At 50.8% G+C, this 19,434-nt stretch carries 15 protein-coding genes, 1 tRNA gene and 1 pseudogene; 5 read left to right on the top strand and 12 right to left on the bottom strand.

Annotated features, from left to right (window positions below; translation table 11 throughout):
• Nucleotides 1–120, top strand: a pseudogene (locus tag Q8W22_RS13100) (IS256 family transposase); the annotation flags it as partial.
• Nucleotides 121–349: 229 nt separating this feature from the next.
• Here Q8W22_RS13100 and Q8W22_RS13095 read toward each other — a convergent pair.
• Genes Q8W22_RS13095 through Q8W22_RS13080 form a run of 4 tightly spaced genes read right to left on the bottom strand, consistent with a single transcriptional unit; the run spans nt 350 to nt 4,852 of the window.
• Nucleotides 350–1,378, bottom strand: a complete 1,029-nt coding sequence (locus tag Q8W22_RS13095) for a PDR/VanB family oxidoreductase (protein WP_305452621.1) — start codon at nt 1,376–1,378, stop codon at nt 350–352.
• Between the two features lie 6 nt (nt 1,379–1,384).
• Nucleotides 1,385–2,026, bottom strand: coding sequence for an aromatic-ring-hydroxylating dioxygenase subunit beta (locus Q8W22_RS13090; protein WP_305452620.1), 642 nt, complete (start codon nt 2,024–2,026; stop codon nt 1,385–1,387).
• Nucleotides 2,023–3,327, bottom strand: a complete 1,305-nt coding sequence (locus Q8W22_RS13085; protein WP_305452619.1) for an aromatic ring-hydroxylating dioxygenase subunit alpha — start codon at nt 3,325–3,327, stop codon at nt 2,023–2,025. Before Q8W22_RS13085 ends, Q8W22_RS13090 begins: the two co-directional genes overlap by 4 nt.
• Nucleotides 3,328–3,352: 25 nt before the next feature.
• Entirely contained in the window at nt 3,353–4,852 is a 1,500-nt protein-coding gene (locus tag Q8W22_RS13080) for a glutamine synthetase family protein (RefSeq protein WP_303434819.1), read from the bottom strand.
• A 665-nt stretch (nt 4,853–5,517) separates the two neighbouring features.
• On the opposite strand from Q8W22_RS13080, the gene Q8W22_RS13075 reads away from it, so the two are divergent.
• The 3 genes from Q8W22_RS13075 to Q8W22_RS13065 all read left to right on the top strand — a co-directional run bounded on the left by Q8W22_RS13075 (nt 5,518) and on the right by Q8W22_RS13065 (nt 10,067).
• Nucleotides 5,518–6,402 carry a MurR/RpiR family transcriptional regulator gene (locus tag Q8W22_RS13075; RefSeq protein ID WP_303434817.1) on the top strand — a complete coding sequence of 295 codons (885 nt, stop codon included), beginning with the start codon at nt 5,518–5,520 and terminating at the stop codon, nt 6,400–6,402.
• Nucleotides 6,403–7,264: 862 nt separating this feature from the next.
• A complete protein-coding gene (locus Q8W22_RS13070; RefSeq protein WP_303434816.1) occupies nt 7,265–7,954 on the top strand; it encodes a hypothetical protein in 690 nt (229 codons plus the stop codon).
• A gap of 37 nt (nt 7,955–7,991) precedes the next feature.
• Nucleotides 7,992–10,067, top strand: coding sequence for a hypothetical protein (locus Q8W22_RS13065; RefSeq protein WP_305452618.1), 2,076 nt, complete (start codon nt 7,992–7,994; stop codon nt 10,065–10,067).
• 246 nt (nt 10,068–10,313) lie between these two features.
• Here the strand turns inward: Q8W22_RS13065 and Q8W22_RS13060 are convergent.
• Nucleotides 10,314–10,390 (bottom strand) — tRNA-Arg (locus Q8W22_RS13060).
• A 186-nt stretch (nt 10,391–10,576) separates the two neighbouring features.
• Nucleotides 10,577–11,581 carry an MsnO8 family LLM class oxidoreductase gene (locus Q8W22_RS13055; RefSeq protein ID WP_305452617.1) on the bottom strand — a complete coding sequence of 335 codons (1,005 nt, stop codon included), beginning with the start codon at nt 11,579–11,581 and terminating at the stop codon, nt 10,577–10,579.
• A gap of 854 nt (nt 11,582–12,435) precedes the next feature.
• On the opposite strand from Q8W22_RS13055, the gene Q8W22_RS13050 reads away from it, so the two are divergent.
• Nucleotides 12,436–13,401, top strand: a complete 966-nt coding sequence (locus tag Q8W22_RS13050) for an AraC family transcriptional regulator (protein WP_303434811.1) — start codon at nt 12,436–12,438, stop codon at nt 13,399–13,401.
• Nucleotides 13,402–13,573: 172 nt separating this feature from the next.
• On the opposite strand, the gene Q8W22_RS13045 is transcribed toward Q8W22_RS13050, so the two are convergent.
• The 6 genes from Q8W22_RS13045 to Q8W22_RS13020 form a co-directional block, all read right to left on the bottom strand.
• Nucleotides 13,574–14,284: an ABC transporter ATP-binding protein gene (locus Q8W22_RS13045; RefSeq protein ID WP_303434809.1), complete on the bottom strand. Its 711-nt coding sequence runs from the start codon at nt 14,282–14,284 to the stop codon at nt 13,574–13,576.
• Nucleotides 14,284–15,045, bottom strand: coding sequence for an ABC transporter ATP-binding protein (locus tag Q8W22_RS13040; protein ID WP_305415027.1), 762 nt, complete (start codon nt 15,043–15,045; stop codon nt 14,284–14,286). The genes Q8W22_RS13045 and Q8W22_RS13040 overlap by 1 nt, the downstream gene beginning before the upstream one ends.
• On the bottom strand, nt 15,042–16,004 hold the full coding sequence (locus Q8W22_RS13035) for a branched-chain amino acid ABC transporter permease (RefSeq protein ID WP_303434468.1): 963 nt from the start codon (nt 16,002–16,004) through the stop codon (nt 15,042–15,044). Before Q8W22_RS13035 ends, Q8W22_RS13040 begins: the two co-directional genes overlap by 4 nt.
• A 15-nt stretch (nt 16,005–16,019) precedes the next feature.
• The gene (locus Q8W22_RS13030) at nt 16,020–16,883 is read right to left on the bottom strand and encodes a branched-chain amino acid ABC transporter permease (protein ID WP_303434467.1); all 864 of its coding nucleotides are present in this window, start codon (nt 16,881–16,883) and stop codon (nt 16,020–16,022) included.
• 82 nt (nt 16,884–16,965) lie between these two features.
• Entirely contained in the window at nt 16,966–18,141 is a 1,176-nt protein-coding gene (locus tag Q8W22_RS13025) for an ABC transporter substrate-binding protein (protein ID WP_303434466.1), read from the bottom strand.
• A gap of 237 nt (nt 18,142–18,378) precedes the next feature.
• Nucleotides 18,379–19,326, bottom strand: coding sequence for a ketopantoate reductase family protein (locus Q8W22_RS13020; protein WP_305452615.1), 948 nt, complete (start codon nt 19,324–19,326; stop codon nt 18,379–18,381).
• Nucleotides 19,327–19,434 lie beyond the last annotated feature (108 nt).

The following is a 19,434-nucleotide window of genomic DNA, read 5'->3' as shown; positions in this document are numbered from 1 at the left end:
TACGCAGGTATGTTGAAGGCATCCGAAAAGTGGACGCATCCGGTGCAAAACTGGAACCTGACGCTGTCGCAGCTGAGTATCCACTTCGAAGGACGGATCGACGGCTACGTGGATCTGTAAGTAATGGGTGACACAGAACTATGAACACCCTCGCAATCGCCGCGCTCCCAGGTATGTTATGAGCCAACAGCCGCGCTCCCGGGTATGTTATGAACCAATCGCTGCGCTCCCGGGTATGTTGTGAACCAATCGCCGCGCTCCCAGGTATGTTATGAACACACCGCCGCGGTGCTCCTATGGGAGCGCGGACGGCTCGTCCGCAAGACAGCGTTTTACGAGGTGCGGTTCGTCAAAGATCCAAAATCAGCTTGCGGGTTTTGGAGCGACTGACGCAGATCATCATCGTTCGGTTTTCTTCACGTTCCTGCTCGGAAAGTACGGTGTCACGATGATCGGGAATACCGCCAAGCACAGCGGTCTCGCAGGTTCCGCAGTATCCGTCGGAGCATGAGAAGGACAAGCCTTGCCGAACCTTACGGACACAATCAAGAATGGTTTCATCCTTACCCACGTTGATCGTCTCTCCGGTTTTATGCAGCTCAAGTTCGAACGCCCCATCAACATCGCACGCTGCGTCAGTAGCATCATCACTGATTGCTGCAGCATCAACTAATGGCACCAGCTCGATCCGTCCGAAGCGCTCCATATGGAGACTGATCGAGGGCCGCTGTTCAATTTGTACAGAAAGCGCATCCATCAATCCGTTAGGACCACAGGTATAGACCGCTGTATTCTCCGCAAGTCCATTAACCAGAACACCAAGATCAACACCGCCAACTTCGTCATCAATATGGACGAACACACTGCCAGGCTGCTCACGCTCCAGCGCCTCGACTTCAGCCATGTACGCCATTCGTGTACGTGACCGACCGAGGTAATACAGCTTCCAGGGCTTACCTGCACGTTTCATACTTCTGATCATTGGTAAAACAGGCGTAATACCAATGCCACCCGCAATGAATGCGTAATTTTCCGCCGCTTCCAGGGCAAAAGAGTTTTTGGGTTCGGTAGCCGCAATGACGTCTCCTTCTTGCACCTGTTCGTGGACGTAGCGCGAACCGCCACGACTTTCCGGTTCAAGCAGAATAGCCAGCTCGTAACTTCGCCCTGGCTCTCCTGAAACAATCGAATAAGCGCGTACCAGCCCTCCGGGAAATGCCAGCTCGATATGCGCACCAGGCTCCCAGTCCGGAAGATCTTCGCCAGCCAGTAATAATTTAATAATGCCGTCTGCTATAACTGCCTTGCTGTTTACCGTCAGGTGTAAGCAGAACCCAGGGGCAAGCGTCTCGTTTCCTGTAACAGTGATAGTCATCATCTCACCTCACAACAGGAACGTCAGGTTGTGATGATTACGGGGTGCATCAAGCAGACAAACGACTTTTCGATCGATTTTGATCACGCCGCCTTCTTCGACGAAAACGTGTCCCATCCAACCACTGAACGTCTGGATTGCATGGCCTCCCCGCATTTCCTGAACGATAAACTGCGAACGAATCTTGATTTCTCCTTCCTTTTCCGTCGGCAGTCTGACGAAAGATGCGCTCACATGAGAGGTATAAGACGGGGGCAGCTGCGAATAAGCAACGCCGGTTCTTAACCATACGATACGGTCACCCATGCGACGACGGTCATCGAAAGCAATCGTGACCTGGCGCTGGGGGTCTGCCCGCTCAGCATCCGGCAACTCACCAACAGCAGGCACCCAGTAAACACATTCTCGACTATAGAGCTGATACCATTGTTCAAATGCACGACGATCCAGTAGCCAGTTTTCGTGAATGATCAGGGACTCATAGGCCTGACGCTCTTCCTCATTAAGAACCGTACCTTTACCTTCCCATTCATCCATATCATTACGCAGTTTCGCGTAGTAAGAATCGTCAATATAATTCGACTCGAGTGTATCGCGCAGAATGTCCTCAAGGGTGAAGCCATCCTTTATAAGATTGGTGTTGATGCTCATTTCGTCCCCCCGGTATTACCTTGTTCTATACGCTTCTGCCACTCTTTCCAGAAAACACGTAATGGAAGTTCATCCGATACAGGGCCACTCAACATTCCCTTGGCGCCGATGTACTCTTTGCCGGTATCCATATGGCGCCCGGTCTGTATCCACTCGACTTCCTCAATTTCAAGACCAGCCTGGCATTCTTCAAAATTCGCCAGATCATCAGGCTCACCGAAGGACGGAAAATCCTCTTGCAAACGCATACGCAGTGAATTGACTTCGTCTGGAAGATCGTCGGCAACGAGGGCGGTTGCATACCAATTAATATTGGTTTTATTGACACTCTGAGGCTCAATAACCTGAATCTGGTTGCCGATAATCAGAAGGTTGGGGAAAATATTAATATTCATGCCAGACCCCATCACGACGTCGAGGGCAGCATCGGCTTTGTCACCCATTTTCTCGCTGATAATCCGCTCATACGGACCTTCGCCTGGCATAGGAGCAGATTGATCCCAATAACGGATTATTTCTGCCCGCTGATCGATGAAGGTACCACCATTACCGCAGTCAGATACGGTTTGCAGGCCCTCATCAACATTACCAAGCGCCCATTGCATATCGACGCCACCACCGTAACGGTCTTTTCTCATACGCAGCAGTGACGCATGGGAATAGCCCGGGTGATAACCATCAGCAGCATTGTCATAAATCAGCTTCCAGTTACCGGCGCAGGTAAACCTGGTTTGTCCGCGGCGCAGCTGCAGCTCTGCGCCCGGCCAACGGTCAAGCCATTCATCCAGCAGCTCTGCTGACGGACCAAGATGGGTTTTGAGGTCAGGCAACTCCTTGTTTAGAGTACCGAAAATAAAGCCACGATAGCTCTCGACACGCAGTTTACCCAGGCCCAGTTCTTCCTTTTTGAAAGAGGGGCCATAACCCTCTTCAAGAGGAACAGCAGCCAGCTCCCCGGTATTGGTGAACGACCAGTTATGGTACGGACAGGTGAAGCGACGAGCATTTCCCTCATCCTGACGGCAAATGGTTGCACCGCGATGTGTGCAACGATTCAGCAGGCCGTGAAATTTTCCTTCACGGTCACGGGTGATAATAACCGGGCGTAAACCAAGCTTCTTGCGCACGAAATCATTTGGCTTGGGCAGCTCACTGGCGTGAGCCAGATAGGTCCAGGTACCACCAAAAACCCGGCTCATTTCAAGGCGGAAAATATCGGTATCCGTATAGAGGGTACGGTGAACACGCCCTTCTTCAATCAGGTGTCCGAAGCTGGATTCCGATGTGGTAATAATATTCACGAAATGTCTCCTAATACCGATGCCATCAGTAGCGCGTAAAGTATTCGTGGTGTTCCCATTGGGTCACCGTATCAGGGGACTGCTCCCAGTCAGGCTCGGCAGCGAGGAAGCGGTTAATTTCACTTTTCTTCATAGCAACCATCCAGTTGATGAACTGGTCTCCCATCGCCTCACGGAAGAACTTGCTCTTATCAAGGGCTTCCGTAGCTTCCATCAGATTGGTTGGAAGCTTCGGCCGGTGCTCGGCTTCGTAGGGGCTGTCTTCGATCGGACAGGGGCTGAGCTTACGCTCAAGGCCATCGCAGCCACTGAGTATTTGCGACGCTATGTAGAGATAAGGATTCGCTGTCGGCTCACCGATACGGTTTTCAATGTGCCCGGAGATATGGCAGGGACGACCTTGTACTCGTACCATCGCTGCCCGGTTGTCGTAGCCCCAGGTTGAACGGTCTGGGGCCAGCGAATTGGGTTTAAGGCGGCGATAACCATTAATCGTCGGGTTGGTAAATACTGAAGCATCGACAGCATGCTCCAGCAGGCCTGCAACGTAAGAAAGCCCTGTAGGAGAAAGAATCTCACCACTATCCGGCGATGCCACAAAAGCGTTCGGTACTCCCGGCGCAGCAAGGCTCTGATGTAAATGCCAGCCAGAAGCCACAAAACTCGAGAAAATCGGTTTGGCCATGAAGGTGGCATGCAATCCCATGCGTGCCATTGTCTGTTTCACCATAGAGCGGAACAGCACCATAGAGTCAGCCGCCTGCAAGGCGTCCTGGACATCAAAGGTGAATTCAAGCTGCCCCGGCCCCATTTCATCTTCCATTGTGCGAAGCGGCAAGCCAAGAGCCAGGCAGTTTTCTGCCAGTGTGTCTGTGATTTCACTGATCTTGTCCTGCTGGTCCTCAGACATATAGGCAAAGCCGCGCCACAGAGCTTCAACAGATGGCGGTGTAGGCGGAACCCCCAGAGTTCCCATATGTTCCTCACCGAGATTATGATCCGTCACCCGTGTTACATAGAACTCAACTTCGAGTCCTGTAACCAGATCAAAGCCCTGCTTCTTCAATCGCTTAATGGCCGATTTCAGCTGGTGACGGGCATCGAAAGGCACAGGCTTGCCATTGCGAAGATAGATATCACACAACACCCAACCGACGGTCGGCGCCCAGGGCAAAACACGAAACGTGAGTGGGTCCGGCACAAGGATAGCGTTGGAAAAGCCGTGCATGTCGTCGAGGCCAAGACCACCGTCCTTGCCGAACGGGTTGAATGCGACACCTTCAGCAGAGTCAAAGCTGAAATAGGCACTGGTGAATTCAACACCTTCCCGAAGAGCGGACTTGAAGGCCCCCGGAAGAAGCGTCTTGGAACGAAGTTTGGACTGAGCATCTGGAACGGATACCCGAAACGTTTTCAGATCGCCTTTTTCCACCATCGCATTGATTTTTGTTGCGGCCTCTTTCTGCTCATCAGTCCAAAGACCAAACTCATCAATGAAACCGGAAATTTCCGGAGAATCACTCATTTTTGTTTCCTCGCTGCTGTGTACGCTGTCCGGCAATGTTCATTAATTTCCATGATTCATGTCAACATGAAAATTTATAAACATATGCGTTTGCATATTTCTTGATTTGGGTTGTGCAGAGTGATCCACAGCACTGGAAGCTGATCGCGGATTGGTGCTTTAAAGAAGCGCAAAGAGCGTTGGAAGGTAACGATTGAGCGCGCTGGGTTGATGAAAAAATCCGCCCCGAAGGGCCGTGGAATCAATGCTGCTTCGGCCCCAGCCGATAAAGCAGCGTCATGCGCCACCTTGGCGCATGACGCTGACGCCGATCTTCATCACGCCCGCAACGGATTGGAAAAACGGTGTATAAGAGCCACTGAAAACAGTCCTGACCTGAACCTCTGAGCCACCGATAAGAGTGAACAATGCCGCCAATCAAATCGTGTCCTGGATATTCAAATGCCGTAGTTGAAACTGCTGAGGATCAAAATCTCACCATGTGAAAATACAATCAGTCCGTTGTTCTAACGGATTGGTATCAATTGAAGTCGGGGATAATCGTGTGGCTTCGGGATTGGGTCGGCCACTATACTATGGCCACCCGGATTTACGTTGCGCAGATATTTACCCGGGTGTATCAACCGCAACACAGCGAATGAGACATAAGAGCGAGACATAGTCGAATGACAGCACAACCTGGAGTGAATGGAACTGTTTCCCAGCGAATCAGGGCTCTGCGGGATCGGTTACCACCGGCCGAGCTTGCTGTAGCTAACTCGATTTCCGAAAACTATCCGATGGGAGGCCTTGTGCCTGTGGTACAACTTGCCGCTAGCTCAGGGGCAAGTCCGCCAACCGTTGTGCGTTTTGTAAAGAAACTGGGTTTTGACGGCTATTCAGAATTTCAGGACGCATTACGGAATGAGGCCCAGAACCGGCTATTCTCACCCGTTGGCAGCTACCCGGACAATCGATCAAGTTCTGACGAAACGTCCCCCTCCGGGCAGGCACAGTTCCTGTACCTGGAGAGTATCCGTAATACATTTACATCACTCAGTGATGCAGAAATCACAAAGGCCGTTCAACTGCTGTGTGCATCTGAGAATAACATCGTGACAATAGGTGGGCGCTTCAGCCAGGTATTGGCCCAGCAACTTTATCGTTACCTTTCAATTCTGCGCCCGAACGTCCAACTATCTGTCCCTGATATTCACAGCCTTGTCGACATACAACCGTCGACCGTTGCTGTGGTCTTTGACTTTCGACGCTACCAGCAAACGACCATTAACTGGGGGTTAGAAGCAATCAATAAAGGCGCCAAGGTCATTCTGGTAACAGACCAGTATCTTTCTCCCCTGGCCTCCAAGGCTACCGCTTTGCTTACCGCAGGCAACAAGGCGTTAGAACCATTCGATTCAATGACTGCGGCCTTTGCTGTCACCGAGCTTCTTATCTCGGAAACAGCACGTACCCTCGGTGAGCCTGCACGCGACCGCCTGGAAGAATTCGTACAGCGTCAGGATGACGAGGACCGTCTGACTCTGAAATTCGAACCTCCTGCCGTCTGATACATCAACAGTATTGATGCGGGCGAGCCGCCCGCGCTCCCGACAATTTCACACCTCGGCTCACATAGGAGCGCAGACGGCCCGTCCGCAAAAACAGCGAATATGAGTTGGTAACTCATGCAAACCCAAGCTGAACAGAAAAGGGCTATCAGCGCCAAAGTTGAAATTGTTCAATTTTCACCCATCAGCTATTGACCCCGGGCGCCCGAGCGGATAAATTTTACAAAAATTGACAGTTAGGTTAATCGTTGCACTCAGGCTGTTTTCCTTGAATATTCCGGCCGCCTCACGTCACTAACAGAGATGCCAATCACGATCAGGAAACGCCGTTAGAAGAATATCCATAAGCGTTTACATCAGTTATTACTCTTGTTTCCCCGCTGATTATTCAGCCCGGAGGACGCAAAACCTTCGGGCGCTACAATCAGTTTGCTCTACCGCTAGAAAGAAAAACAGCAATTGTAATGCAATGAAGCTCAGCCCGTTGAAGCAGAGCGGGAGGAACCCAAATGGCTCCAGCAGCTAGTAGAAGTGCGGTATATGGAAAGCACAGGCAACAAAATCCAGAGTAAATAATAGCCTGTTTAATAACTGGCCAGGCCGGTTTTTATTCATCGAAAAAGGCGCCCCACCAAAGTCAAGTATAAAAACTCAAGCCTCGCTCTCTGAGAATAAAAACACTTTATAAACAGTGAGAATTATTATCAAAAAAACACTGACCAGTCCTAAAGCAGGATAGGAAAAGAACCAAAAGCAACAAGAAAAATTATAAAGACAGGGAGAAGATTAAAATATTTTTGGATGTGCCGCTGTACTATTAATACCCAAATAAAAGTATTTTTATAACGAAATGGAATAGACAATGACTAAAAACATGTCTCTATTTAAATACCTCGGAGCGATTTCAATATTATGCCTCTCTGCCCCCTTGCAGGCAGAGAAGTCTGGTTTTGCTCTTGGTGGTGAGATTGGCACGCTGGGATTGGGATTGGGTGCGCATTATAAGGTGCTGGATTGGCTGGTTCTGCGTGGTGGCTTCAATACGTTGGATTTGAATCATGAATTTCAAAACGATGATCTAGATTACGACGGCAATCTGGCATTTAAAAATATACGCATTGGAGCAGATATATATCCATTTAATGGGAGCTTTCGTTTATCTGCTGCGTATGTGAACTATGATTTATCCATGAATATAACCGCCACCCCTCGCAATGGCACACTCGAAGTCAATGGTGAGGTCTACGATACAACAACAGAATTGGAAAGCCTGAGTGGGGATATTTCATCAGCAACGGGATCTCCTTATATCGGTTTTGGTTGGGGTAACCCGGTAAGTGCTGGCAAAGGCTTTGGATTCATGCTGGATCTGGGTGCTGTATTTCTTCACTCCGTCGATGCCGACTTATATGCTACCTGTCCAGAAAACTCCTTGAGTTGTCACAGCGTGCAATCAGATGTGGATATTGAAGAAGCCAAGTTGCAGCGCGACATAGATAATTCTGATTTATTTATACCTGTTATAAATTTTTCATTGAGTTATCAGATTTAATCCCGATGGGCATTTATAAAACAAGGAATCAGACAACATGAGAAATTCTGTTTTTTATATAACGTCACACCTGCCAAAGGCATTATTAACCTTACCTCTCGCTGTATTATTATCATCTTGCCTAAGTAGTTCGGATGATGAAGTTGGTTTGGAAAACCAGGTGCCTTCAGAACCTTCCGTGGTTGTACGCGGTACCTCAGGCTCGGATCAAGCGCTAATGACCTCGGTCAAGAGCCGAACCCTGTCAATCCAGATACTGGACGCGGCGTCCCTGGAACCGATTGAAGAATCGGTGTCATTGTCTTTTTATGCTCCTGATGCGGCTGAACTTGCCTATTTGACCAATGATGAGGGAGACGCTTTCACGAATGGTCAATTAATTATCACCGATAATGGCACTACCAATGTTCTGATCGATAGCGGTTTTGCTGATCAGCTTTCACCAATCAGTTTCCGCATACAGGCATCGGCCAGCAACTATTTTGCTGGAGGAAGCAGTGTGGTGGTAGAACCTGCCTTGGAAGATGGCCAACAAATTGTCACTCTCAAGTTGGTCAGTAAAATCATTTCACCGACGGGAGTTACGGTGGTGAGTAATACCAGCCACGTAGCCACAGACGGTGTATTGGATTCAGAACTGGTGGTTGAAACCGAAAGTGGTATTGGCATTAGCTTGCCTGCCAATACCACACTGACAGATATCGATGGCAATCTTCTGTCTGGTAATTTACACGTTGAAATTGCGTACTTTGACCCTACCGAAGACAGCGCACTTGATAGTTTCCCTGGTGGTTTTTCCGTTGGTAGCGATACGGATATGACAGATAGCTCCGACGGTGAAGGTTTCTTTATGACCGCCGGTTTTCTTGCCGTAGATATCATTGATGAAAACAACCAAAAAGCCCATCAGCTGGGCACCACGGCAGATTTGGTTTTTCGCATCCCTGACGATATTATCAACCCTGAAACAGGTGAACCCGTTAAAATTGGTGATGTTATTCCAGTATGGAGTCACAATGAAACGACTGGCCAATGGGGTATGCACGACCAAGAGGGCATCGTTACAGAAGATGACCAGGGCCTGTACTTAAGTGTTCAGACTGATCATTTATCCTATTGGAATCTGGATTGGCACTACAGCGCCAAATGCATGCGCCAGGTTAATTTTACAGACTTGAGTGGTAATTTACTTACTGCCGATCAGATCCCTGCTTCCGGCATCATAATTAAAACAGAAATCGAGAAAAACGGTGCCAGACAGAGGACTAGCACCGGTACATTGCTGGACCCAGAAAATCTGATTAATAACACACCCAATGCAGAAGGGTTCAGCTTTTCGATTACTCCTTCGTATGGTGATATCGATGGTGATACCGTCATTGTATCCGGTTCTCAAGAGACTGAACTCGTAGGTTATTATACTCAATGTAAAGAGCCAATGCTGGTTGCCATAGATGTACTGGCAATTCCAGAGCCTGTGTCAATCAAGGCAAGTGCTTATATTACTGCTCCAACAGACCTGACCTATTGGGACGTCAATGAACTTATATTAAAAGCCTACGACAAACCCAGAGCCTCTGCACTCAATGAAGCCCAAGCAGAAAAACGGATTCAAATATTAAATATTACCCACCCAAATTCAAACCCTGAAAACTCCAGTACCTGGGGCGGAAGTTATCAAGTTTACACTGCTCGCTCACAGCCTTTGGTATTGAGTACAACGTATCAGAAGTTTTTAGATGAAGATCTGTTTGATCGTACTGAAATTGCAACAATCCAACAGATTCTAAAAACCCAGTATGTGCTGGATGGAGAAACCTTCTACTACACTTATAGAACAAATACCGGCCATTACTCATATGGCACTGCCACAATGATAAATGGCGAAGTAGAGTTTTCTTTACCTGTTAATTCAGCCGGAACATTGTACGCCAATATCTACGGGTATATTAATGATCCTGAGGATGGCCCATTCAACATCAGCAGTTATCTTCAACAATCAATAACAGCTGAAGACATAACCAATGGTAGAATCGAGCTGGCATTTGAAAATGCAGTAGCAATCGCTCGTATTTATCAAGCTATATTCAATAATAACAGTGTTGAGCAATAACCATTGCTTTTTATCTTCCGACGTTGCTTGAGCAGCGCTAATGCGGGCGGGCCGCCCGCGCTCCCGAAATAAACCACTGCCGCGCTCCCGAAATAAACCGCCGCCGCGCTCCTGAGTTACATAAAATCATGGGAGCGCGGACGGCCCGTCCGCAAAACAGCATATTCAAACGCGTTTGTTTATGGTGTGCTGCTTGATCTGAATTTTGGGAGTCAGTAGTTACTATCGCCAGAACGGCTTGGAAAATGGTCCGCCCGAGAGGATTCGAACCTCTGACCTTCGCCTCCGGAGGGCAACGCTCTATCCAGCTGAGCTACGGGCGGTCGATGAGTTCAGGTGATGATTACCTGAATCAAGGCCGCGTATTGTATCTGCTTTTTTGACAATGCTCTACTGCTACCTGCTTGTCTGGTTAAATTTACGTTTTTATGGCGTTATGCGGCCACGGATAGTGCCGGGCCAGACGGGTGTATTTCTCGTCGTTTGGGGTACGCACTCAGCGCTGGCTACTACTGCTGCGCCAGTAACCGATAGCTTTCCATACGGTCGTAATGACTGTGGGTGACGGTGACGAGGGCAAATTCCTGGCAGTTGAACCGGCGGCTGAGTTGTTCGATATCCGTCAGGCACTGGTCAGCGGTGCCAACGGTGTACCCACTGAGAATATGGTCGTAACCGGCTTGTGCCGATGGCGACATCTGCCGGTAGCGGTCTTGTACCTGTTCGGGGGTCAGGAAGTCTTCCGGCATGCCTTGCTGGGCTGTCAGTTTGCGATATACCGCGGTGCCTGCGCGCAGTTTTGCTTCGTCTTCGGTGGCGGCGCAGATACAGGCGATGCCAAGTAATTTGTTGGGCTGGCGCTGGTGCCCGGCTTGTTGCCATGCCTGCTGCCAGTGGTCGAATATCGATGGCTGACACTGGTCTGGTGCGATAAAGCGTGCCAGTGCAAGGTCGTAACCCAGTTTGCCTGCCAGGCCGGCACTGCCACCACTGGAGCCCAGCATCCAACGTTCCGGAGTCGGTGTATTATCAGGCATGACACTGAGGTGTTTAAACGGGCTGTTGGCGGGTACGCTACCTTCCAGTAACTGCCCCAGCAGTTGTGCTTGCTGTTCATAAATGTCGCCCTGCAGTGGCCGGTGTGGGAAAGCCAACGCTGCTGAGCTCAGACTGGAGCCTCCCGGTGCTCGCCCGATCCCGAGGTCTATGCGGTCGGGGTGCAGTGTGGCGAGCATCCGAAAACACTCGGCCACTTTTAGCGGGCTGTAATGACTTAGCATGACCCCGCCACTGCCCACCCGGATACGCTGGGTCTGGGCGGCGATGGTGGCTACCAGTATCTCCGGGCAGGGATTGGCAAAGTGCATGCTGTCGTGATGTTCGGCTACCCAATAGCGGTGGTAGCCCAGTTCATCACACAGACGGGCCAGTTCCAGAGTCAGGCCGGGCGCGGCTCTGAGGGAGTGGGAGCCATGAACCGGCGACTGGTCGACCACCGAGAGTTTGATATTCATTCAAGATCCTGTGTAAACGTAGTATGCGGATGCCGGGATATGCCAGAGGCTCCTTGGTTAAAGGGCCGATCAGAAGAGACCTGCGGATAATTATCCGCTGTGGTCATGCTCATGCTGGCGTTTGTACCTGTTTTTGTGTGTCGATAAAGACCAGGTGTGATCGCGGCTATCGCCTGTTCAGATATGTGTGAATAATACCTATCCCATCCCACAAGAGGGACTGTTCCGGCCCATACAATCGGTATTTTGTAATCCTGTTTTCAGGATATTGCTGGATTTCTGAAGGTGATTTTGGCCTTTGCCACCTCCCAGAACATCAGGATCACGCCTGAAGTGGCGGCAGAGGAGCCAGTTATTATCACGCTTGTTATGTGAATACAGAGCCGTATTTATAGTAATCCTCTGACAAGACGACGGTCAGCCATGGATGCTTTTGAGGGGTTGAGGATGTGTCATATGTATCTAATCCACAAAGAATCTGTGGTCAAATACCAGCCTTGCCTGACAGTTGAGAACAAATCCAGCTATATCAATATCCAATACAAGAACATCAACAATCAATACAAAACAGCAATAGCCAATAAATCTACCGGTTGTTAGTTTTGATTCATACTTGTGTAAATACAGGCCAAACTTCGATTTTTTATCACCAGCTTTATGGCTATCACGTCCATTGTATGAAGTGTTTTTTGGTAAAAACCGGTTCTGGACAGGTCTTATTTTATAATTCCATTTATGGGTCAATCAAATCCCATTTTACCGATTAATATACAGGCTGTTTTTTGTACTACTGGTTCGACTACCTTTATAAATGAGGGTAAGGTGATCCAAAATAACAATAAAAGAGACATCGTATGTTAGTCAGCGTGCTCAATAACTCAGCCGTATGTACCAATACCACCCCGGATGAGGTGTCCAATCATGTCAACCGTCATATTGGCCGCCATCGTCTGGAACTGATGGAAACCGAAACCTCCCGCGCCCAGTTGTCATTGTGTCAGTTTTCCGATCTCTCCCTGTCCCGGATTTGTTATGGCAACAGGGTACGCGTGGCCTGCCCCGACCTGGAAGATATTTATCATTTTCAGATTGTTATGCGTGGTGAATGCCAGTGGCGCTTTTCAGACACCGATATGCTGCTGACCAGCGGTCAGGCACTGATGATGAATCCAGGAGAAAAAATTGATCTTGTTTACAGCGACGATTGTGAAAAGCTGATTGTTAAGATCCCTCGGGAGGTCATGAACAATACCTGTATCGAGCTGGCAGGCCGAGTACCCAACAATGGGATTTTGTTTGAACGCAAGGTACGGGATATTCGTCAGTCGCAGTCTTTTTTGTCCTGTATTGAGGCGGTTTTTTATGAAGCCAGTGAAGAATCTGAGCTCAGTCTGAATGGCATTTCTGCCAGCTATCGGGATTTACTGGTGCAAAAGCTGATGAGTACCTTCAACAGCAATTTGATGGATGTTATGCCTCCAACAACGCCGGAAGACAAAAAAATACAACGGGTGTTAGTTTATATTGATGCCAATATCAAAGAGAACCTGACGGTCGAGGAATTATCGGCCATTGCGGGTATCAGTGTCCGCAAGCTGTATTCGCTGTTTGCCAATAGCCTGTCGACAACGCCAAAGCGTTATATCAAGCAGGCCAAACTGTTAGCGATACATCGGGAGTTACAAAAGAATCCGGCGATTCGTAATGTCACGGAAGCGGCAATGGATTATGCCGTAACGCACCTGGGTCGTTTCTCCTCCGAGTACAGGGAAACTTTTGGTGAGTTGCCGTCAGCCACCTTGAAAGCCCGCAACCTGTAATGGTTAATGGTGCTTATCAATACAATAATAAGCCCCATACAGTCCATACCGATGGTTATACGATCGTGATACCCGCCTCGGCGAGCCAACAATGGCCCACCGTTATAAACAGTGAGGCCGGTATCACCCATGGGGCGCGGTTTGCCGCCGTACAGGATTAAACAGGTGTCTCCTACACACTGAGGTGCGTCTCAACGGTGTCGATATTGTCCAGCAAGTCGGTGGTATTACCATCGAACACCACCTCTCCCTTCACCAGCACCACGTGTCGGTCACACAGGTTTTTCAGTACCTGAATGTTCTTGTCGACAATCAGGGTCGACATACCGCTATCCTTGATATGGGCAATCACATCCCAGATTTCCTTGCGGATCAAGGGTGCCAGCCCTTCTGTCGCCTCATCCAGAATCAGTAGTTCCGGGTTGGTCAGTAACGCCCGCCCGATCGCCAGCATTTGTTGCTCACCGCCCGATAACTGGGTGCCCAGATTGGTCAGTCGTTCGGCCAGCCGGGGAAAGGTTTCCAGCACGCGATCGTAATGCCATGATTGCTGGCCATTCACGCCTTCACGAGCCGCCAGCTGCAGATGCTCTTTCACGCTCAGGTTGTGGAACATGCCACGCCCTTCCGGCACATAGGCGATACCCTGGCGCATGCGTTTCCAGGTCGGTAATCCGCTCAGGTCAGTGCCATTAAAACGCACATCGCCACCGCGCGGGGCTACCAGCCCAAGTACCGATTTCAGAGTGGTGGTTTTCCCCATGCCATTACGGCCCATCAGGCTCATCGCCTGACCCGCCTCCAGGGTAAAATCCACGCCGTGCAAAATATGGCTTTCACCGTAATAGGTGTGCAAGCCACGAACAGTCAATAGTGGTGTCATCAGATTACCTCGTCGCCCTGGCCCAGATACGCTTCTTTTACCCGTCGATCGTTCCGTACATCATCCACTGTGCCTGTTACCAGATGCTGGCCGTTCACCATCACGGTCAGCTGGTCCGACAGCTCGAAAACGGCTTCCATGTCGTGTTCTACCAGTACAATGCAGTAGTCTGTTTTCAGGGTTTGTAACAGATCGATAATCAGCCGGGATTCTTCATGGCCCATTCCGGCCATGGGTTCATCCAGCAGCAACACCGACGGTGCCGTTGCCAGTACCATGGCGATTTCCAGCTGGCGCTGTTCGCCATAACTGATTTGTGCCGCAATGGCATCCCGTCGATGCTGCAAGCCGACTTTCTCCAGAGCAGCTTCGGCCATTTCGATCAACAGCTTGTCGCGATTACGGCGGGCAAAAATATTGAAGCTGCCCCCGGTTCGGCGTTGTGCCGCCACACAGCAGTTTTCCAGGCAGGTGGTCTGTGGATAGATATTGGTTTTCTGGAAACCACGACCAATGCCCCGACGGACAAATTCGTAAGCCCGGATATCCTCAATGGCATCGCCATGATGCAGAATCCGGCCACGGGTGGGTTTGTATGTCCCGCAGAGCATATTCAGCAAGGTGCTTTTGCCAGCCCCGTTCGGGCCGACGATGCCGTGCAGTGACTTGTCGTGGAAAGCCAGATTCATATTGTCGAGGGCTTTCAGGCCACCCCAGTATTTGCACAACCCTTCGGTTTGCAGAACGATATCCTGGCTCATTTGCGACGCTCCACCCAGTTCTCGATAAAACCGGCAATGCCGGATTTGAACACCATCACCATGGCGATAATCATCAGCCCCATCGGCAACAGCCAGTGTTCGGTCATATGTTCAAAGATATAGTGCAGACCGGAGTACACTGCGGTGCCCAGAATCGCCCCATAAATGCTGCCCATCCCCCCCAGAATCGACATCACTAACGCCGACCCGGAAGTCTGCCAGGACATCATCGACGGATTGACGTAGCCGTATTGCAGGGCAAACAGATAACCGGCATAGGATGCCAGCGCCGACGCCATCACATAGCTGATCAGTCGAAACAGAAAGACGTTGTAGCCCAGCGCTGTGGTACGGTCCGGATTGTTTTTGACGGCATCCATAATGCGACCGAACCGCGATGCCAGCACCAGTTTCCAGAATGCCAGACAGTTGAATAACGACAGCAGGCAGAAGTAATAAAAGTGAATCGGGTTATCGAGGTCAAAAAACGCCAGTCCAAACAGACTGGTATCCGGTTTCATCAGAATAAACAGGCCATCGTTGCCGCCAAAATGAATCGAATCGGAGAAAAAATAGAAACACATCTGGGCAATCGCCAGCGTAATCATAATCATATAGATGCCACTGGTGCGCAGCACGATCACGCCCACCAGCAAGGCAATCACCGCAGCAATCACACAGATATAAAAAGTATATACCCAGAAATTCACTGCCTCGTACTCCGGTGCGATCATAAAAAACAGATAGCCTCCCAAGCCGTAGAACATCGAGTGTCCCAGGGTGATCAAGCCACAACGCCCCACCAGATAATCCAGCGACATCACAAAGATGGCGAAAATCAGTACCGTGGTCAGCTTGTTGATATAAAAAACGTTCTGCTCCAGAAATAACGGCAGCAGCAACGCCAGCGGAAAAAATATCCAGACGAACAATTGTTCGGTCTTATTGGTAAATATCATCGCGACATACCGCCCTTAGTTGGAAAACAGGCCCTGTGGCTTGATCAGTAAAATCACTGCCATCAGGATATACACCACCATCGACGACACCGCAGGAAACAGCACAGAGGCAAAGGTATCGACAATGCCGACCATCAAGGCCGCCACAAAAGCGCCCTTGATCGAGCCCATGCCGCCAATCACCACCACCACAAAACAGGTGATCAGCACATGCTCACCCATACCGGGCACAATCGATGCGATCGGTGCCGAAATCACTCCCGCCAACGCTGCCAGCATTACCCCGGCACCAAATACAATGGTGTACAGACGGTTAATATCGATCCCCAGACACTCAACCATCTCGCGGTTGGACTCTCCGGCCCGGATCAACATACCCAGCCGGGTACGGTTGATCAGCAAGTACAAACCAGCGGCCAATACCAGACACAGCACCGCCACAAACAGTCGATAGACGGGGTAAGCCACCAGTTCGGTCAGCTGGATCGAGCCGCTCAGCAGCTCCGGCACATCGACCCCGAGGGAGTCGTTCCCCCACAGCAGACTTTGCAGGGCGTTAAACACAAAGATCATGCCGATGGTCAGCAGCACCTGATCGAGATGATTACGTTTGTACAGGCGGCAGATCAGCGTTTTTTCAATCACTATCCCCAGTGCCAACGCAATCACTGCCGACAACAGCGCTCCCAACAGAAAACTGTCGGTGTGCAGGGTGAAATACCAGGCCAGGTAAGCCCCGACCATATACATGGAGCCGTGGGCAAGGTTGAGAATGCCCATGACCCCAAACACCAGCGTCAGCCCCGATGCAATCAGAAACAGCAGCAAGCCATACTGCAAACCGTTCAGCAGCTGGACCAGAAATATTGCGAAGTCCATCAATACGATCCCCTTGAAGAATCATCCGGAAACCCTTGTCTGCTGCCCGGCATCACCGGCCCGGGCAGCAGGCAAGGCATGATCAGTTACTTCGACAGCCGCGAGCCGGGTCTTCCAGGGCTTCTGCGGCAATGCCGGTCACCTTGTTGACGCCATTCTCGACGGTGCGGAGGTAAATGGTCTGGATCGGGTTGTGGGCTTTGGAGAAGTGGAACTCACCCCGTGGACTAGGGATAACGGCGTCTTCCATCACCTGGATCAGGGCGTCGCGGTCACTGATATTGCCGTTTAACTTGTCCACCGCCTGGGCGATCAACAAACCGGTATCAAACCCCTGTACACCGTACAGATCGGCGTCTTTGCCAAACTCGGCGGCGTAGGCAGCACGGAAGCGATGGTTAGCTGGAATATCCAGTTCATCCGCATAGTGCAGACCGGTAACAATGCCTTCGGCCGCGTTACCCTGCGCTGCCAGTGTCCCTTCGGTGAGGAAGCCGGAACCCAGCAGCGGAATCTTGCCGCTCAAGCCCATGGCGTTGTAATCCTTCACAAATTTCACCGCGCCACCACCGGCAAAGAACACAAACACGGCATCCGGTTTCAGTGCGGCAATTTCTGTGATGTAGGACTGGAATTCGGTTTTGGGGAACGGCACCAGAATCTTCTTCAGTACCTTGCCGCCACCCTTGCTGAACGACTCTTCAAAGGCGTCCAGGCTCTCTTTGCCAAAGCTGTAGTTCCAGCTCATGGTCACCACTTTTTTGTAGCCTTTATCGAGAGCAACCTGACCCATCGGGTACGACGGCTGCCAGGCAGAAAAAGACGTGCGGAATACATTGGGTGCGCACCAGGGGCCGGTTGCCACGTTGGCACCGGCATTGGGAATGATCATGATCGGCTTTTTGTTACGCAGCACTTTCAACATGCCCATGGCGACCCCGGAATGCACCGGCCCAACAATAAAGTCTGCGTCTTTCTGACTCATCAACGCGGTCGCAATTTCAGGTGCCCGATCCGGGCGGGCTTCGGTATCCATTTCAATATATTCAATGGTACGGCCATGCAGTTTGTCGGCGTTTTGTTCCAGCGCCAGTTTCAAACCGTTGCGACCGGCATCTCCCAGCGCAGCGTACACACCACTGAACGGCAACATGATACCGACCCGAATCGGGTCTTCCTTGGCGACAGCGGCAGCGCTGGACAACACGGAAGCAAGCAACACCGCAGCAGCGGTAACGAGAGGTTTATAATGATTCATAGTTTTGCCCGGATTCTTATTATTGAGTTGTACGACCATTTAAAGCCGCCACTCTTCAGGCAAATAGCCAATTTGTGCAGCCCTCTATCCCCTCCTTGCACAGAGAGGATAAACAGGCAGATGAAGGGTCAAAACGTCATATCAAACCGCTGTGCCAGACAGCCATCGGCTTCTTGCTTGCTACCAGGCAAGCGTTTGAAAAATCGAAAAAAAACAGCATCAGCAAAGCATCAGGTCTCAGCCCTCTCGCGCCAGGCTGGCCATCAGTAAACGGTGAATACGTTCGGTCGTCTGTGCCGGTTGTCCTGCCTGGCGGCAAGGTTCGATCACGGGTAAACAGATCTCGTCCACTTCCAGCGGATGGCCTTTTTCCCGGTCAACCAGCATGGAGGTTTTAATGTCGTCAAAGTCTGAAATCAACTGGAACATATCGGCGGCATCCTGGGCTGTCAGGCCCACACCCAGCTGCTGCGCCGCCCGTACTGTTTCATCCATCATGTCCTGGATAATGCGCCCTAACACTGGATCAGAAGTCATCGAACGGGTGGTCAGCCAGGTCAGTGCCGACAGTGGATTTACACCGTTGTTGATCACCAGCTTGCGCCACAACGCCTGCTGGATATCGTCACTCAGGGTGCAAGGAATACCTGCTGTCACCAGCGCCGCCTGCCATTGCAATAACATCGACTGCCAACCGGGATTGCGCACCGCATCGGGCCAGGCGCCCATTTCTATTTGCGCCACACCGGTGGCAGCCACCTGACCCGGGGCAATGATATGTCCGCCAATCCGTACTGCCAGCCCGCCCAGGGTTCTGTTCATACCGATCACTTCGGCAATCAGCGGCTCATTCCCCACGCCGTTCTGCAACGACAACACCGGGGTATCGGCCACCCCCAGCCAGTCGGCCAATTCTGCCATCAGGCTGGCGGTAGCGGTGGCCTTGGTGGCCAACATGATCAGGTCAAATTCAGCACAGCGATAATCAGCCTGCAGTGCTGCCATATCGCAGGCAGCTACCGGGGCGGTCAGTTCAAAGTCCGGGTGTGTGACGGCCAGCCCTTGCTGTTGCAGCGCCTGCAAATGGGCACCACGGGCGACCAATACCACATCGTGACCGGCATCCACTAACCGGGCGGCGTAATAACAACCGATGCCACCGGCTCCCAGCATTAACAGTTTCATTGTTGACTTCTCCTGATAGTGTCACGCCACGGACGCTGCCTGGCTGGCCGTACGCAGTCTGTCGCGATCCAAAACACAAAACAAAAACGGCCGCATCATAGCGGCCGT

Origin of the sequence: Oceanobacter sp. 1_MG-2023 (assembly GCF_030689025.1) — a bacterium.
GTDB lineage: Bacteria > Pseudomonadota > Gammaproteobacteria > Pseudomonadales > Oceanobacteraceae > Oceanobacter.
The sequence above is the reverse complement of the archived record's forward strand: the minus strand, read 5'-3'. Positions and strand labels throughout refer to the sequence as shown.

Bases quoted from the DNA above. Each gene is read 5' to 3' on its own strand.
- Q8W22_RS13040 (WP_305415027.1), bottom strand. From the start codon at position 15,045: ATGAGCCAGGATATCGTTCTGCAAACCGAAGGGTTGTGCAAATACTGG.
- Q8W22_RS13065 (WP_305452618.1), top strand. From the start codon at position 7,992: ATGAGAAATTCTGTTTTTTATATAACGTCACACCTGCCAAAGGCATTA.
- Q8W22_RS13025 (WP_303434466.1), bottom strand. From the start codon at position 18,141: ATGAATCATTATAAACCTCTCGTTACCGCTGCTGCGGTGTTGCTTGCT.
- Q8W22_RS13070 (WP_303434816.1), top strand. From the start codon at position 7,265: ATGACTAAAAACATGTCTCTATTTAAATACCTCGGAGCGATTTCAATA.
- Q8W22_RS13030 (WP_303434467.1), bottom strand. From the start codon at position 16,883: ATGGACTTCGCAATATTTCTGGTCCAGCTGCTGAACGGTTTGCAGTAT.
- Q8W22_RS13045 (WP_303434809.1), bottom strand. From the start codon at position 14,284: ATGACACCACTATTGACTGTTCGTGGCTTGCACACCTATTACGGTGAA.
- Q8W22_RS13080 (WP_303434819.1), bottom strand. From the start codon at position 4,852: ATGAGTGATTCTCCGGAAATTTCCGGTTTCATTGATGAGTTTGGTCTT.
- Q8W22_RS13035 (WP_303434468.1), bottom strand. From the start codon at position 16,004: ATGATATTTACCAATAAGACCGAACAATTGTTCGTCTGGATATTTTTT.
- Q8W22_RS13075 (WP_303434817.1), top strand. From the start codon at position 5,518: ATGACAGCACAACCTGGAGTGAATGGAACTGTTTCCCAGCGAATCAGG.
- Q8W22_RS13090 (WP_305452620.1), bottom strand. From the start codon at position 2,026: ATGAGCATCAACACCAATCTTATAAAGGATGGCTTCACCCTTGAGGAC.
- Q8W22_RS13050 (WP_303434811.1), top strand. From the start codon at position 12,436: ATGTTAGTCAGCGTGCTCAATAACTCAGCCGTATGTACCAATACCACC.
- Q8W22_RS13055 (WP_305452617.1), bottom strand. From the start codon at position 11,581: ATGAATATCAAACTCTCGGTGGTCGACCAGTCGCCGGTTCATGGCTCC.
- Q8W22_RS13020 (WP_305452615.1), bottom strand. From the start codon at position 19,326: ATGAAACTGTTAATGCTGGGAGCCGGTGGCATCGGTTGTTATTACGCC.
- Q8W22_RS13095 (WP_305452621.1), bottom strand. From the start codon at position 1,378: ATGATGACTATCACTGTTACAGGAAACGAGACGCTTGCCCCTGGGTTC.